The sequence below is a fragment of the Corynebacterium sp. genome, assembly GCF_012837295.1.
Lineage (GTDB): Bacteria > Actinomycetota > Actinomycetes > Mycobacteriales > Mycobacteriaceae > Corynebacterium.
Window position 1 is genome coordinate 1 of the sequence record NZ_DURI01000361.1, and the last position, 14,405, is coordinate 14,405.

Annotated in this window: 15 protein-coding genes; 9 read left to right on the plus strand and 6 right to left on the minus strand. The window is 70.4% G+C overall.

What is annotated here, in order from left to right; translation table 11 throughout:
• The 3 genes from GX015_RS11800 to GX015_RS11810 all read left to right on the plus strand — a co-directional run.
• The coding region (locus GX015_RS11800) for a glycosyltransferase (RefSeq protein WP_291345354.1) at positions 1-588 on the plus strand (588 nt) is incomplete at its 5' end.
• A gap of 190 nt (positions 589-778) precedes the next feature.
• Complete coding sequence (locus GX015_RS11805; RefSeq protein WP_278828532.1) at positions 779-946, plus strand: DUF3117 domain-containing protein; 168 nt, start codon at positions 779-781, stop codon at positions 944-946.
• Positions 947-1,233: 287 nt separating this feature from the next.
• Positions 1,234-2,106 (plus strand): methyltransferase domain-containing protein, encoded by an 873-nt coding sequence (locus GX015_RS11810; RefSeq protein ID WP_291345355.1) that lies wholly within the window; start codon positions 1,234-1,236, stop codon positions 2,104-2,106.
• Positions 2,107-2,181: 75 nt separating this feature from the next.
• Here the strand turns inward: GX015_RS11810 and GX015_RS11815 are convergent, their stop codons facing one another.
• The 4 genes from GX015_RS11815 to glgA are packed head-to-tail and all read right to left on the minus strand — an operon-like array spanning position 2,182 to position 6,288.
• Positions 2,182-3,744, minus strand: coding sequence for a glycoside hydrolase family 32 protein (locus GX015_RS11815; RefSeq protein ID WP_291345356.1), 1,563 nt, complete (start codon positions 3,742-3,744; stop codon positions 2,182-2,184).
• Positions 3,745-3,746: 2 nt separating this feature from the next.
• The gene (gene budA / locus GX015_RS11820) at positions 3,747-4,514 is read right to left on the minus strand and encodes an acetolactate decarboxylase (RefSeq protein WP_291345357.1); all 768 of its coding nucleotides are present in this window, start codon (positions 4,512-4,514) and stop codon (positions 3,747-3,749) included.
• Positions 4,515-4,556: 42 nt separating this feature from the next.
• A complete protein-coding gene (locus tag GX015_RS11825) occupies positions 4,557-5,069 on the minus strand; it encodes a hypothetical protein (RefSeq protein WP_291345358.1) in 513 nt (170 codons plus the stop codon).
• 22 nt (positions 5,070-5,091) lie between these two features.
• The gene (gene glgA, locus GX015_RS11830) at positions 5,092-6,288 is read right to left on the minus strand and encodes a glycogen synthase (protein ID WP_291345359.1); all 1,197 of its coding nucleotides are present in this window, start codon (positions 6,286-6,288) and stop codon (positions 5,092-5,094) included.
• A 184-nt stretch (positions 6,289-6,472) separates the two neighbouring features.
• On the opposite strand from glgA, the gene glgC reads away from it, so the two are divergent.
• Positions 6,473-7,690, plus strand: a complete 1,218-nt coding sequence (glgC, locus tag GX015_RS11835) for a glucose-1-phosphate adenylyltransferase (protein WP_291345360.1) — start codon at positions 6,473-6,475, stop codon at positions 7,688-7,690.
• Positions 7,691-8,050: 360 nt separating this feature from the next.
• Positions 8,051-8,644, plus strand: a complete 594-nt coding sequence (locus GX015_RS11840; protein ID WP_291345361.1) for a type 1 glutamine amidotransferase domain-containing protein — start codon at positions 8,051-8,053, stop codon at positions 8,642-8,644.
• Between the two features lie 383 nt (positions 8,645-9,027).
• Here GX015_RS11840 and GX015_RS11845 read toward each other — a convergent pair whose 3' ends face one another.
• On the minus strand, positions 9,028-10,167 hold the full coding sequence (locus GX015_RS11845) for a S66 peptidase family protein (protein WP_291345362.1): 1,140 nt from the start codon (positions 10,165-10,167) through the stop codon (positions 9,028-9,030).
• 8 nt (positions 10,168-10,175) lie between these two features.
• Positions 10,176-10,802: a class I SAM-dependent methyltransferase gene (locus tag GX015_RS11850; RefSeq protein ID WP_291345367.1), complete on the minus strand. Its 627-nt coding sequence runs from the start codon at positions 10,800-10,802 to the stop codon at positions 10,176-10,178.
• A gap of 219 nt (positions 10,803-11,021) precedes the next feature.
• Here GX015_RS11850 and sigE point away from each other — a divergent pair, with 219 nt between their 5' ends.
• The 4 genes from sigE to tatB all read left to right on the plus strand — a co-directional run.
• Positions 11,022-11,711, plus strand: coding sequence for an RNA polymerase sigma factor SigE (sigE, locus tag GX015_RS11855; RefSeq protein WP_291345363.1), 690 nt, complete (start codon positions 11,022-11,024; stop codon positions 11,709-11,711).
• Between the two features lie 237 nt (positions 11,712-11,948).
• Positions 11,949-12,308 (plus strand): zf-HC2 domain-containing protein, encoded by a 360-nt coding sequence (locus GX015_RS11860; RefSeq protein ID WP_291345364.1) that lies wholly within the window; start codon positions 11,949-11,951, stop codon positions 12,306-12,308.
• Positions 12,305-13,900, plus strand: a complete 1,596-nt coding sequence (locus tag GX015_RS11865) for a trypsin-like peptidase domain-containing protein (protein WP_291345365.1) — start codon at positions 12,305-12,307, stop codon at positions 13,898-13,900. The genes GX015_RS11860 and GX015_RS11865 overlap by 4 nt, the downstream gene beginning before the upstream one ends.
• Before the next feature lie 97 nt (positions 13,901-13,997).
• Positions 13,998-14,405: Sec-independent protein translocase protein TatB (gene tatB, locus GX015_RS11870; RefSeq protein ID WP_291345366.1), on the plus strand; the 408-nt coding region annotated here is incomplete at its 3' end.

Consider the following 14,405-nt stretch of genomic DNA (forward strand, 5'->3'; position numbering starts at 1 on the left):
CGCCCCGGCAAGGGCGAGGCCATGTGGCGAGGGGTGGCGGCCGCGCGCGGCGACGTCGTGGTCTTCCTCGACGCCGACCTGCGCGACCCGTCCCCGGCGTTCGTGCCGTCGCTGGTCGCGCCCCTGCTCGCCGACGAGTCCGTGCGCCTGGTCAAGGGGCACTACCGCCGGGATGCGCCGGGGGACGTGGGCGGCGGGCGCGTCACCGAACTGACCGCGCGGCCGTTGCTCGCGGCGTTCCGGCCGGATCTGGCCGTGATCCGCCAGCCGCTGTCCGGCGAGTACGCGGCGTGGCGCGCGGACCTGCTGGAGCTGCCTTTCGCGCCGCGGTACGGAGTGGAGATCGGCCTGCTCATCGACGTCGCCGACCGGTGGGGCGCCGACTCCATCCATGAGGTGGACCTCGGCGTGCGCGCGCACCGCAACCGGCCGCTGGGGCAGCTCGCGCCGATGGCCGTGGAAGTGTCGGCGACGCTGCTGCGCAAGATCGGGCTGGAGCCGGCGACGGCCGCGGACCTGCCGGACGACCGTCCACCCCTGCGCGGGGTACTCGGCGCGGCGGCCGTGGACGGAACGGAGGATTCGTGATCCAGGTGCTCGTGGTCTGCCTATATGTTCTGCTCATTCCGGTGTTTTGGGCGGTCTTCGCGGTGCTGCTGTCACGGCTGCCGGACGAGCCGGATCAACCCCCGGCGGTGCGAAAACGCGTATCATGGACGAGTAGGCGCGGCGCTGACGGAGAGCCGCCCACGCATGTTCGCGAATGAGGAGAAACCACATGGCAGCGATGAAGCCCCGCACCGGAGATGGCCCGCTGGAGGCCGTGAAGGAGGGCAAGAAGATCGTGATGCGCGTTCCCGCCGACGGTGGCGGACGCCTGGTCGTGGAGCTGACGCCGGAGGAGGCCGCCGAGCTCGGCGCCGCGCTCTCGGCGGTCGGCGCGTAACCCGCACCCGTCTTCCGCAGGCTCCGGAGGATCCGTGACCGGGGTCGCCCCGCAATCGGCCCCCGGCCGCTTCAGTCATGCCCCGTCGACGTCGAGTCGCCGGGTTTTTTGCCGTGGCCGCCCCCGAGGCGCCGCGCCGCCGTCCAGCTGTCGCGGCGACCTCTGGCTCGGCCCATTGACCCTGCCCTTTGGCGGACGCCGCGGGGGTGCCCGGTAGGATTGGCCACCACTCGCCGGCGATTGCGATGGTCGTCGCCGGTCCGCCCCATTTCCGAGGAGGAACAAGGTTGCTCGCCGACATCATCGACGTGCTCGCAGACCCCATCGACGGGTCCCCGCTGCGATGCGGCGACTCCGAGTGGGCGACGCTGAAGTCCGAATCGGGCCATAGCTACGACGTCGCCCGCCAGGGTTACGTGACGCTGGCCGGCGGCGCGGGCCTGCGGTATTCCGGCGATGACGCGAAGATGATCGGCGCCCGCGAGGAGTTCCTCTCCGGCGGGCATTACGCGCCGTTCGTCGAGGCCGTGACCGGCAACGTGCAGGACGTTCTCGACGACGCCGGCGTTGCGGAGGAGGCCAACCCCGCGATCCTGGAGATCGGCGCGGGCACGGGCTACTACCTGGCGCACACGCTCGACGGCGTCGACGGCGCGCGCGGCGTGGGCATCGACGTGTCGGTGCCGGCGGCGAAGCACCTGGCCAAGTGCCATCCGCGCGTCGGTGCGGTGGTGGCGGACGCGTGGGCGCGCCTGCCCATCCGCGACAATTCCATCGACGCGATCACGGTGATCTTCGCGCCGCGCAACGCGGAGGAGTTCGCGCGCGTGCTCAAGCCGGGCGGCCAGGTCGTGGTGCTCACCGCGGCGACGGGGCACCTGGGCGAGCTGCGCCAGCCGCTGGGCATCATCGACGTCGAGCGAGGCAAGGTCGAGCGCATGATCGCCCAGGCCGAGGGTCACCTCGTGCCGGTGGGCGAGCCGGAGCTCGTCGAGTTCCCGATGACGCTCGACCAGGGCGCCATCGCCGCGCAGATCGGCATGAGCCCGTCGGCGCGCCACATCCACCCGGATGTCCTGGCCGAGCGCATCGCCGCCCTGCCGGATCAGATGGAGGTCACCGCCCGCGCGTACGTCACGCGCCTGGGCAAGGCCGAGTAGATCTCTGCTTGACGACGGCCGCTCCCCATCCCGGGGCGGCCGTTTCGTCGTTTCTGGCGCCGCAGACGGGGGCCGTCAGCGCGGGACGCGGACGGTCCAGGCGCCCTCGGCGGTGAAGGCGCCGAAGGCACGGAGGGAGAAGACGGCCGCGCCATCGTCGGCGAAAACCTCGATGGCCGAGCGGTCGACGATGACGTCGATGTGATGGGGCGCCGCGCCACCATCGGGGCCACGGTCGGAGTTCGGGGTGTGCTGCGGCCGCAGGGTCGCCGCGCGCTCGTCGCCGAAGTGATTGGGCACGCCCGCGCCGCGGCGGATCACGGTCACCCGGTCGCCGATCAGTCGCACCGTGACCAGCGGCTCATCGGTCGGCGTGGGCGCGAATTCCGCGCCGAAGTCAGTTCGCCCGGCGGGTGCACCACGCAGCTCGACGACCCCGTCGCCTTCGAGACGCACGCGGAAGACATCTCCGACGTGGCCGTCCCGGGCGGTCGGCAGCGCGTCGCCCGAGGGGAGGACGGGGGATTGGATGAGGTGGCCGTCGTAAAGCATGAGCGTGCGGGCGACGGTGAGGCAGTGGAGCCAGCCCTCCGCGGCGATGGTGGGGTGGTCGTCCTCCTCCGGCATGCCCATCCAGCCGAGCATGACCGGCGCGGCGGCGGGGCCGGTGCCCGCGAAGACCTGCGGGGCGTAGAACTCGAAGCCGTGGTCGAGCTCGGTGAAGGGCGTGGTGACGTGGAACGTGCGGCCCTCGAGACGACCGACCAGGTATCCGCACTGGTAGCGGTTGCGCTGCGCGTCGCCGGCGGCCGCGCGGATGCCCTGGGGCGAGAGGATGAGGACGTCGGCCTCCTCGCCCGTGGCGGCGTCGGTCATGCGCAGCAGATTCGGGCACTCCCACATGTAGCCGCCGGGGGAGGGGCCGTCGATGAGCAGCTCGCGGCCCGCGTCCCACGTGCGGCGGTCGTCGGAAAAGTGGAGCAGAGCGGTGCCGCGATCGTCGTCGGTCCGGGCGCCGAGGAGCATCCGCCACCGGCCCGGCCGGTCGGGGTCTTCGGTGACGATGGGATCGCGGCAGTGCGCGGTGAACCCCGGCGGCGGGCCCGGGATCAGCGGATTGCCCGGGTGCTTGGCGGGGACGCCGAGGGATCCGTCGGGGAGCACCTCGGCCAGCGCCAGATTCTGCGTCGCGCCCCACACGTGGCCGACGGGCACGCCACCGGGGAACTCGGCGGCGAGGCGAGCGGTGCCGTCAGCGCCCTCGAACTCCGCGGGCATGGGCAGGTTGCCGGTGTAGAACAGCTCGACGGCGTCGCCGGGCGACTGCGGGGCGACCGCGCCCCCGGAAAAACACCCGTCGGCGTCGTACGCGTCATCGGGGAACAGGGCCTGCGGGCGGTGCGTCCACGTCAGCAGGTCCTCCGACGTCGCGTAGCCCCAGCCGGTGCGCCGCGGCTCCGCGGGGAAACCCGGGTCGAGCTGGAAGAACACGTGCCAGAGCCCGCCCAACCGGATCAGCCCGTTGGGGTCGTTGAGCCGTCCGCGCTCGGGCGTGAGGTGGAACGCCGGCCTGTACGGGTCTGCGCCGTCATCTCCGCCCGCGCCACCCGCTCCGCCCGCTCGCGCGACCCCCGCCACGCCTAGTCCTTCACCTCGGTGGCGTGGATCTGCTCGTCGAGGTCCTCGGGCGCCAGTTCGGCGTCGGAAAACTCCTCCGACAGCGGAAGCCGCAGCTGCAGGTCGGTGCCGGGGCAGATCTCGATGGTGCCGGACTTCAGCTTGAAGTCGAGCACGTGCCCGCCGCCGGTGCGCGCGTCGTCGATGAAGTGCACGTGGCAGCCGGGCACGGAAATGCCCTTCTCGTACACGGGCGTCCGGAACCCGGCGATGACGCCGCGCACGTTCTCGAAGTCGACGCTTTCGTCGGCCTCGGTCGCCTCGATCATCTTGGGGTACGGGCGGGACTGCTTCACCACCGTCCTCGTCTTCACCCACTCGAATTCGCCCGTGATCCGCAGCGCGTACATGTAATTGGCGCTGGGCACGACGGAGTCGATGTACGGCGTGATGTCGGCGCGGACGCAGTTATCCGGGGCGTCGCGGACGATGTGCGGCACGAAGTTGGTCACCACGGCGTACGGCGTCTTCTGGCTCATCGACGCCTTCGTCGCCGAACCGTCGCCGCGCAGCTGCCAGCACACGCCGTCGACGATCACCATCTCGCCGTCGAGGCCGTCGAACGTGCCGATGCCGAAATTGCCCTTGCCCAGCAGCTCGCCGATGGACATTTCGCCGTCGTAGATGCCGTCGAGCAGCGCCGTCATCAGCGATGCCTGGAAGAACGTATGGCGGGTGGTCGGCAGGTCGGCGGGGTGGCTGCCGCGGGCGGGATTCGCGTTGGTGTTCACGCGTCCCAGGCTAGCCTGCGCGCCGGATCGCGGGCGGCGCCGTCAGGGCCTGCGCCGCGTCCACGACGCCACCTGCTTTGCGACGCCTTCCGTCACCCTCGAGGCCACGCCCCTGTTGTCGGCCACGAGCCTGTAGACGATGGACGCCGGCGCGTTCATGAGGGGGTTGAGCAGGACGGCTCCCGCGAATCTCCAGAAGTAGGTGCGGCCGTGGTCGCGCAGGGCATGCCCGATCGCCCGATGGCCCAGCGCAAGGAATGGAGGGGCCGCCGAAGGAACGGGGGATGCCTCCGAGCGCGGTGACCCTGCACGCGGAGGACCGGCGGGCAGCTGTGCGGACCTCGTCTCCACGTACAGCGCATGACGCTCGATCAGCGTCGCGTCCACGCCGGACTCCTCGAACGGGAAATCCGAGGAAGAGGCGATCTCCAAGGCGGGCGACGGGCCGTCGTCAAGCGTGATGCGGCCCAGCGCGAGGGCCGCACGCGCGCAAAAACCGCAGCCACCGTCGTAAACGAAGGTGGCCGCGGCCTGTGAGGGGATTTGCGGATTCATGCCGAGCGGGCCGGAGACCGGCCTACATCAGGCTCTTGTACACCTCGACGGTGTCCTGGGCGATGGTCTCCCAGCTGAAGACGTCGATCGCGCGCTGCTTGCCCGCCTCGCCGATATTCTTCGCCGCCTCGCGGTCCGAGACCATCTTGTTGACCGCTGCGGCGATGTCGGCCTCGAAGCCGGCCGGGTCGGACTCGTCGTAATGCACCAGGGCGCCGGTCTCGCCGTCGACGACGACCTCCGGAATGCCGCCCACGTCCGAGGCGACGACCGCGGTGCCGCACGCCATGGCCTCGAGGTTGACGATGCCGAGCGGCTCGTAGATCGACGGGCACACGAAGGAATCCGCGGCGGTGAGGATCTCCTGGATCTTCTCCTTCGGCAGCATGTCCTTGACCCAGAACACGCCGTCGCGCTCCGCCTGCAGGTCCGTGACCAGCTGCTCCGTCTCCGCCGCGATCTCCGGGGTGTCCGGGGCGCCGGCGCACAGCACCAGCTGCACGCCATCGTCGAACTGCGAGGCGGCCTTGATCAGGTGGCCCACGCCCTTCTGGCGCGTGATGCGGCCGACGAACGCGACCATCGGGCGCGACGGGTCGACGCCGAGCTCCTCGAGCACCGACCAGCCGTTGGCCTCCTTCGACTCCTCCCACGTGGGGCGCGGGTACCAGAGGCCCGGGTCGATGCCGTTGAGCACCACGTGGACGCGGTCGGGCTCGATGCGCGGGTACGCCTCCAGGATCGCGTCCTTCATGCGCGCCGACACCGCGATGACGCCGTCGGCGTACTCCATGGTGTTCTTCTCCGACCACGAGGATACGTCGTAGCCGCCGGCCAGCTGCTCGCGCTTCCACGGGCGGTGCGGCTCCAGCGAATGCGCCGTGGCCACGTGCGGGATGCCCTTGAGCTTGCCCGTCAGGTGGCCGCCCAGGCCCGCGTACCAGGTGTGGGAATGGACGACCTGGATGTCCGTGGCCGCGGCGGCATCGGCCATGCGCAGGCCCGTGGACAGGGTCTTGATGGCGGGGTTCGCGTCGGCGAGTTCGGGGTCGACGCCGTGGACGAAGCACCCTTCCTCGTCGCGCGGGGCGCCCATGCAATGGACGTCGACGTCGACGCCGTCGAGCCCGCGCATGAAGCGCGTGAGCTCGGTGACGTGCACGCCCGCGCCGCCGTAGATTTCCGGGGGATACTCTCGGGTCATCATCGCAACTCGCATGGTCGCCAGCGTATCCGGATTCACGGGGGTTGGCCGTGGGCGGCGCATGCGGGGGAGGGCCGTGCGGGTGGTGCATCGCGGGGGGCGGATCGGCGCCGCCGCCCGGGCGCGGCCAGCGCGGGTGCCGGTGCGGGGGTAGTCACATCGGAAGCGGCAGAAGGCAAACGCATATAGGTTGGAGGTCGTGAGGAGTCAACCGAATGTCCTGTCCATCGTTCTCGCCGGCGGCGAGGGCAAGCGCCTGTTTCCGCTGACTGCGGACCGTGCGAAGCCCGCCGTTCCGTTCGGCGGGAGCTACCGCCTCATCGATTTCGTGCTGTCGAATCTGGTCAACGCGGGTTACGTCAAGATCTGCGTGCTGACCCAGTACAAGTCCCACTCGCTCGACCGCCATATTTCCCAGGCGTGGCAGTTGTCCGGCATCACCGGCCAGTACGTCACCCCGGTTCCGGCGCAGCAGCGACTGGGCAAGCGCTGGTTCACCGGCTCGGCCGACGCGATCCTGCAGTCCCTCAACCTCGTCTACGACGAGTCCCCGGAGTACGTCATCGTCTTCGGCGCCGACCACGTCTACCGCATGGATCCGGAGCAGATGGTCCAGGCGCACATCGAGTCCGGTGCCGGCGTGACGGTGGCGGGCATCCGCGTCCCCCGCAAGGAGGCGCACGCCTTCGGCTGCATCGACGCCGACGACAACAACCGGATCACCAGCTTCCTGGAGAAGCCGGACGATCCGCCCGGCACCCCGGATGATCCGGAGGCCACGTTCGCGTCGATGGGCAACTACGTGTTCACCACGGATGCCCTGGTCGAGGCCATCAAGCGCGACTCGGAGAACGAGGACTCGGACCACGACATGGGCGGCGACATCATCCCCATGCTCGTGGGCGAGGGCGAGGCCTACGTCTACGACTTCAAGGACAACTACGTCGCGGGCGAGACCGAGCGCGACAAGGGTTACTGGCGCGACGTCGGCACCATCGACGCCTTCTACGAGGCGAACATGGACCTGATCTCCGTCCACCCGGTGTTCAACCTCTACAACAAGAAGTGGCCGATCCATACCTTCGCGGACGAGAATTTGCCGCCGGCGAAGTTCGTCCAGGGCGGCATCGCCCAGGCCTCCATGGTCGGCGCGGGCACCATCGTTTCCGGCGGCACCGTGCGCAATTCGGTGCTGAGCACCAACGTCATCGTCGAGGATGGCGCGACCGTCGAGGGTTCGGTGCTGTTCCCGGGCGTGCGCGTCGGCCGCGGTGCCGTGGTGCGCCACGCGATCCTGGACAAGAACGTCGTCGTCGGCGACGGCGAGATCATCGGCGTGGATCATGAGCGCGACGCCGAGCGCTTCAAGATCAGCCCCGGTGGCGTCGTGACCGTCGGCAAGGGCGAGGTCATTTAGTTTCCCCGGTCCTCGTCCGCCGCAGCGATGCGGTGGGCGGGGGCCGTGGCCTGTCGCGGTGGCGCGTGGTTGCGCTTTTCCGCTTGACGACGTCCCGGCGTTCATCCATTCCGGCGTTTTGACTCCCCGGCTCCCGCCCCGGTTTTCGGCGGGCATGGCCGCGGTGCGTGACTTTCACGTGCCGCGGCTTTTTTGGTGCGCGTTGGCGTCGTCAAGCTTTGTGGTGCTTAAGCTGTGCGGTCCTGGCGCGATGACGCTTATCAGTGAATAATGGTCATCACTGGGTCGCGGCGATCCGCGGATCCGGGCCGTGGCCGACGCGTCGCGGGCAATGATGGACGAACGAGGAATGAGGAGACCATGACGGATTCGACCAAGCAGGACCAGAACGGAACCGGCGAGGCCACTGCCAAGACCCTCGAGGGGCGCCGCGTGGCGGTGCTCGCGGGGCAGGGCGTCGAGCAGGTCGAGCTGACCGAGCCGATGCGCGCGATCCGGGCCGCCGGCGGCGAGCCGTCGATCGTGTCCTACTCCGAGGGTTCCTTCGTGGCCATGAACGGCGACTGGGAGCATGCGGATTCCTTCGTCGTCGACGTCGACGTCGACGAGGCGGAGGTCGACGATTTCGACGCGCTCGTGCTGCCGGGCGGCACTCTCAACGCCGATGCCGGGCGCATCGAGGAGGGCGTGCTGCGGTTCGTGAAGGCGTTCCACGAGACAGGCCGACCGGTCGCGGCCATCTGCCACGCGCCGTGGATCCTCATCGACGCCGGTCTGGCGTCGGGCACGAAGCTGACGTCGTACGTGTCGTGCAAGGCCGACCTGGTCAACGCCGGGGCGGATTGGGTGGATGAGCCGCTGGTCGTCGACGGGAACATCATCACCTCGCGCAATCCCGGCGACCTCGAGCAGTTCAACGCGGCCATCATCGAGGCGACCGCCAACGCGCGGTAGACGCCGGGCCCTCGGGGGCTCAGGGCCTTCATGGGGCCTCACGGGGCTTCACATTCGACGAGATCGCGATTCCGCAGTGGGATCGCGATCTCGTCGCCGTATCCGGGGCTTCACGTTCTGCGAGTGTGCGCTGGAGGGGCCGTACCGCACATTCGCGGACGCTCATTGCGGTGTTCGCGGGCCGCCAGCGTCAAACGATCAACGCTTCGGAAATCCGGCCGCTGAAACCGCAGGTGGTCAGAAGTGCTACTCGGGAGCGTTGACCGTATGACACTAAGGCGCATCATGCGAAGCCGTCGGTGAGCGGAAGTGGGAAAGACACCGAGCCGTCGGTGAGCGGAAGAGGGGAAAGGCACCGGGCGACGGAAAGGGGTGGGGAGCGGTCAGTAGTGCGCGAAGACGCGGCGGTTGATCCCGTCCAGGCGAATGGTCCCGCCGTACGGCAGGATCCACTGCGGCCGCGTGTGGCCGAACGGGATTCCCACGCACACGGGCGCCGACGGGTTGTACGCCGCCACGGCGGAGATGATGGCGTGCGCCTGATCGTCGGAGTACCCGCGACGGGCAGCCTCATCCGGGGTCTCGGCGAACGTCGCGGTCGGAGGGCATGCCGCGATGACGCCGGCGACTTCGCCGAGGATGCCGTTTTCGCCCAGTGCCCGCATCCACCGCCGCACCCACGTCGCCGGCGGCACTTCCTCGGAGGTTTCGACCATGAGGATCGCGCCACGCACGTCTTCGGGGCGGGGGAATCTCCCCGACATTCCAATCTCCACCAGCGATTCCAAGCATCCGCCCCACGTTGGCCCGGCGACGTCGAGCGCGGGCCCGGCCCACTCCCAGGGGCGCGTCAGGCGGCGCTCGCCGAATTCGGTCAATGCCGCCGTCGATGCCCAATCGACGCCGAAGTCCTCCAACTCGCCGGGGTCGGTGAGCTCGATCTCCACTGCACCGCCCACGCGTTCGGTGTGATCCATGCCGACTGCGCGGTCGCGTCCGGCGACGGCGTGTGCGCCGTTTTCTTCTGCGGCGTCATCGGCGCCGAAAAGCGCCGCGCGCAATGAGCGCAGGTGAACGTCGTCGATGCGCGGCCCGGAGCCGAGGTGCACCTGGGTGGAGCCGCCGTAGAACCCGCCGACGCCGAGCCGGTGCAGGTGGTTGAGCAGATGCGTGTTGTCCGAGTATCCGAAGAATGGTTTGGGGTTGTCGCGGAGGACGTCGTCGTCGAGAAGCGGGATCACGGTGACCTGGTCCTCGCCGCCGAGGGTCGCGAACACCGCCCGGATGCCGGGGTCGGCGAAGGCCGCATGGATGTCGGCGGCTCGGTCGGCGGGGGAGGATGCGTGACGACGGGTCGTCGGGAACTCGACCGGCGTCAGCCCCAGCTCATCCCGGATCCGTCGAAGGGCCTGCTCGTGGACGTGCGGCCCGATGGCGGGCGCGGCGAAAGAGGGCGAGACGACGGCGACGCGGTCGCCCGGGCGCACGCGGTCGAAGGGGGCGCGGTCGATGCCCGGGCCCATGCGCGGCGCTACTTCTTGATCAGCGCGATGGCGCCCGCGCCGATCGGCATGCGGGTCACCAGCGCATCCTCGCGCTCGAGGAGATGCTGCTCGGCCTCGCGGGCCGCCACGGTGTCGCGGTCACGGCGGGACTCGTCGGCGATGGTTCCGTCGAGGAGCACGCCGGCGAAGATGAGGACGCCGCCGTCGGAAAGCAGGGGCCAGGCCCGCTCGCGGAACGCGGCGACCTCGGCGGGGGCGACGTCGGCGTAGATGAGGTCGTACGCGCCCGGCGCCAGGCGGCCCAGCACGTCGAGCGGGCGCGACGGCAGGAAGCGGTGGCGCGACGAGCCGATGCCCGCGCGGCGGAAAGCGTCGCGGGCGAGCTTCTGGTGCTCGATCTCGGGATCGATGCACGTGAGCACGCCGTTGTCGGGCATGCCGGCGAAGAGGTGAAGGCCGACGACGCCGACGGCCGGGGTCGCGGCGACGGCGGCGGGCCCATCCGGGCGGCGGGCGGAAGCCAGCGCGGCGAGCGCGGTGAGCGTGCCGCCGGCGACGGCGTCGGGGACGGGCAAGCCGAATTCGGCGGCGTCGTCGCGCGCGCCGGCCAGGGCGTCATCGGCCACGGCGGTGGCGTTGATGTGGGCGCTCATGGCGTCGAGGGCGGAGATCGGAGCTGCGGAATCGGTCACGGGGCCGAGTTTAGGGTCGTCTGCGCCATGGTCGCGGGAGGGCGCGCCGGGGAAGCCCATGTCCGAGCGGGTGAATCAGGTGCACCCGGGGTGGTTCGTTGCCGAATTGGAACTGTACTCACACGGGACTATCAGGTTAAGGTCAATGGACCCCCAGGTGAATAGGGCAAGGTACCTGCCATGAACGACGAAGGCTCTTCCCGCGCACGCATCGATGCACCGCTCGACGCGCGTGACACGGCCGATGCCGATTCCGCCGCCGCGCTCGAGGTTTCCGGGCATGAGCGGGCCGATAATCTTTCCGGCACGGCGGCCTTCGACGCGGGCGAGGGGGACATGCCCACGTGGTCGCAGCTCGTGGAGGAGCATGGCGACAGCGTCTACCGCCTGGCCTTCCGCCTCACGGGCAATCCGCACGATGCGGAGGATCTCACGCAGGAAACGTTCATGCGCGTGTTCCGCTCGCTGAAGCGCTACAAGCCGGGCACGTTCCAGGGGTGGCTGCACCGCATCACCACGAACCTGTTCCTGGACATGGTCCGCCATCGCCAGACCATCCGCATGGAGGCGCTGCCCGAGAACTACGACCGCGTGCCGGGCACGGCGCCGACGCCGGAGCAGGTGTACGCGGACGCGAACCTGGACCCGGATCTGGAGCGCGCATTGGCGGCCCTGCACCCGGATTACCGTGCCGCGGTCGTGCTTTGCGACGTCGTGGGACTGACCTACGAGGAAATCGCCGACACGCTCGGCGTGAAGATGGGCACCGTCCGCTCCCGAATCCACCGCGCCCGCACCCAGCTGCGCGCTCACCTGGAGGCCGCGGAGCGCGAGCGCGAAGAGCAGGCCAGCTTCTCCCACGTCCGGTAGGTTTCGCCGGCGCGAAGAATGGCCGGCCGCCATCCATCGGGCCGCGCGCATTCGCCGGGGTTCGCTTGGCCCCTCGGCGTCTGCGCATCATCCGGTCGGCCGCCGTTTCGCCCAGGGCGAACCACGGCGCCTGTTTTCTTCGCGCCGCCCCTCCGTTCGCGCCGGTATCGTGGACGGGAGAATCTCAGGAGCCCGCGGGGAGCCCGCGGGCCGGGGCCCGAGTGAAGGAGGCGCGACATGGCGGCACCGCATTCCGAGTTCGCGTCGACCGATCATCTGGGCGCCGAGGCGGTGGTGGCGTTCGTTGACGGGGAACTTGGCGCGTCGGCGCATCGTAGGGCGCAGGCGCATTTGTTGGCGTGCGGGGAGTGCCGCCGCGAAGTCGCCCGGCAGCGCCAGGCCGCCCGCCGTCTCCGGGACTCCGGTGAATTGCACATTCCGGCGGACCTGCGGGAGCGGCTGGCGTCGCTGTCCCGGGAGCAGATGCCCGAGAATGCGCCCGGCGCCCGCAGGCTGTCACACCGCCGCCCCGACTCGCTGTCGGCATTCGTGGAATCCGCGTGGCGCCACTTGCGCAAGCCGAGGAACGGCCAGTGACGGGGCCCGACGAGAATCCCGTGCCCGGGCGGCACGACCGCGAGGCTTCGGGGCCGTGGACTGAACCGACTCCGGGAGCGGAACCGGGTCCGGGCCGCAGCCCATACGAGCGCCCGGCGGGAGTGGTCGGCGGATCGGATCCGCGCCACCGCGCCGCGAACCTCGGCGCGCAGGACGGGGGCGAGGCGGGAATCGACGGGATCGTCTCCGCCGACGCCATTTCCGGTGGCCCCGCGGGGATCCGCCGTGACCCGGCCGCGTACGCGGCGTTCGCGCCCAGCGGACGAGCTCACCAGGGTCTGCAGTTGCCGCCCGAGCGGGGGAGCGGCGGGGCGTCGTCAAGCGGGAAAAACGGCGACGGGCTGTTCGGCGACACCGAAAAGCCCGCCGACGACGGCTATTCGCCGTGGGCGGACCCGCGCACCCGGATGGTCACCGGCGAGGCCGCGCGGAAGGAGAAGCGGCGCAAGTCCGAACGCGTCGTGCCCGTGCCGCGCGTCGACGTGCGCGAGGCGACGTTCGGCCGGATCGTGCCGTGGCGATACCTCGCGTTGGGCGCCGCCGTGGTGCTCGCGCTCGGCGGGATCGGCGGATTCGCCGGCGGCTGGGCGGGCAAGACGTTCCGCGCCGACCATGAGCGCGTCGAACTGCGGCAGGTCGAGGGGCGGCCCGGCTCCGGCGACCTGACCGAGATCGGCGACGTCGCCCAGCGCGTGCAGCCCGCCGTCGCCGCGATCAACATCGGGGCCGCCGGGATGAGCGGCGTCGGCTCCGGCGTGGTCATCGACGACGTCGGGCACATCCTGACCAACAATCACGTCGTCTCCGGCGTGGCCGAACGCCCCGATGCCGAGCTGACCGTGACGTTCGCCGCCGGCGGCGACGGGCGCAGCGTGCCGGCCACCGTCGTCGGGCGCGACCCCAAGACCGACCTGGCCGTGATCAAGGTCGAGGACGTTTCCGGCCTCACCGTCGCCGAGCTCGGTGATTCCGCGCAGGTCAAGGTGGGCGACACCGTCATCGCCATGGGCTCGCCGCAGGGCCTCAACGGCACGGTGACCTCGGGCATCGTCTCCGCCCTCAACCGGCCGGTGCGGCTGGCCGGCGAGGGCACCGACACCGACGGCGTCGCCGACGCGATCCAGACCGACGCGTCCATCAACCCCGGCAACTCCGGCGGGCCGCTGGTGGATCTGCGCGGGGCGGTGATCGGCATCAACACCGTCATCTACTCCGTCTCGGGCGGGTCCCAGGGCCTCGGTTTCGCCATCCCCATCAACATGGCCAAGGGCATCGCCGAGCAGCTCATCGCCGGCGAGGCGCCCGTCCACCCCGACATCGGCGTCACCGCCCGAACCTCGTCGAACGGGGCGCTGATCGGGGCGGAGGTCGCCACCGTCGTGCCCGGCGGGCCCGCGGACGCGGCCGGCATCCGCGAGGGCGACGTCATCACCGCCGTCGGCGACCGGTCGGTGGGATCGGCCGACGAACTGACCGTCGCCATCTGGACGGCCGGCCCCGGCGAGCCCGTCCGCGTGACGCTGTTGCGAGACGGCCAGCGCATGGAGCTCGACGTCACTCCCGAGGGCTAGGGCGAGAAGGGGCAGATGGGCGTCGCAAAGCAAACCCGCCCACCATGCCCCGCCCCGGCCCTGCAATCGGGGGGCGCGGCGGCTAAGGTGGGTTCCCGTGTTCTCTAATGTCGGTTGGGGAGAGATCCTCCTCATTCTCATCGTCGGCCTGGTGCTGATCGGGCCCGAGCGGCTGCCGCACATCATCACCGATGTGCGCGCGATGATCCTCGCCGCCCGCACCGCGATCGACGACGCCCGACAGAGCATCACCGGCGAGTTCGGCGAGGACTTCGACGACCTGCGCAAGCCGCTCGGCGAGCTCGGCGAACTGCGCAAGCTCAACCCCAAGACCGCGCTGACGCGCACGCTTTTCGACGGCGACGACACCTACCTCGACCTGCTCACCGGCAAGCCCGCCGCAGGTGGAGGGGCCGCCGCGGGCGATGGGGCCGCTGGTGCTGCTGGTGCTGCTGGTGCGGCGGGTGCCGCTGGTGCCGCTGGTGCCGCTGGTGCCGCTGGTGCC

What these genes read in the sequence shown, in the direction of transcription:
- GX015_RS11805 (WP_278828532.1), top strand. Translation starts at nt 779, where the DNA reads ATGGCAGCGATGAAGCCCCGCACCGGAGATGGCCCGCTGGAGGCCGTG.
- GX015_RS11825 (WP_291345358.1), bottom strand. Translation starts at nt 5,069, where the DNA reads ATGAATCCGCAAATCCCCTCACAGGCCGCGGCCACCTTCGTTTACGAC.
- glgA (WP_291345359.1), bottom strand. Translation starts at nt 6,288, where the DNA reads ATGCGAGTTGCGATGATGACCCGAGAGTATCCCCCGGAAATCTACGGC.
- GX015_RS11840 (WP_291345361.1), top strand. Translation starts at nt 8,051, where the DNA reads ATGACGGATTCGACCAAGCAGGACCAGAACGGAACCGGCGAGGCCACT.
- GX015_RS11845 (WP_291345362.1), bottom strand. Translation starts at nt 10,167, where the DNA reads ATGGGCCCGGGCATCGACCGCGCCCCCTTCGACCGCGTGCGCCCGGGC.
- GX015_RS11850 (WP_291345367.1), bottom strand. Translation starts at nt 10,802, where the DNA reads ATGAGCGCCCACATCAACGCCACCGCCGTGGCCGATGACGCCCTGGCC.
- sigE (WP_291345363.1), top strand. Translation starts at nt 11,022, where the DNA reads ATGAACGACGAAGGCTCTTCCCGCGCACGCATCGATGCACCGCTCGAC.
- GX015_RS11860 (WP_291345364.1), top strand. Translation starts at nt 11,949, where the DNA reads ATGGCGGCACCGCATTCCGAGTTCGCGTCGACCGATCATCTGGGCGCC.